A 423-nucleotide genomic window follows, 5' to 3' on the forward strand; every position below is an offset into this window, starting at 1 on the left:
CCTACAAAGTCAAATATTCACCTTGTAATTAACCCTACAAAGTTATATAATAACTTTATAAAGTTAATCAAAGGAGGAACAACATATGATTAATGCATTAGAATCATTGACAGAACCACTTATAAGAATACGTTTAGAATTACTCTTTGCTGAGCTTCTGGAGTACCATACGGAGTACAATCAGCTTTCTTCGGAGACAGATCGATACTTTAGAACGCTTCGCGAAGCGTTACCCGATCAACTTCAACATACGGTTTTTCTGTACGAAGATGCTCAAATTTCTCTCCAATCCATCTTAGAAAGAAGCATCTACATACAAGGTTTCAAAGACGCTCTACAACTCTTTAGTGAATTGAAAAATTCTAACATCTAGAGGATCATATGATCCTCTCAGATTGTCGAGAAACCCTGTCTTTGGAGACG

The 423-nt window shown here is 36.4% G+C and carries 1 protein-coding gene; it reads left to right on the forward strand.

The genetic code is table 11. The features are described from left to right. The first annotated feature begins 85 nt into the window (after nt 1–85). Nucleotides 86–373, forward strand: a complete 288-nt coding sequence (locus L693_RS0121680) for a DUF6809 family protein (RefSeq protein ID WP_007431381.1) — start codon at nt 86–88, stop codon at nt 371–373. Nucleotides 374–423 lie beyond the last annotated feature (50 nt).

The organism is Paenibacillus sp. 1-18 (genome assembly GCF_000520755.1).
Taxonomy (GTDB): domain Bacteria; phylum Bacillota; class Bacilli; order Paenibacillales; family Paenibacillaceae; genus Paenibacillus; species Paenibacillus brasilensis.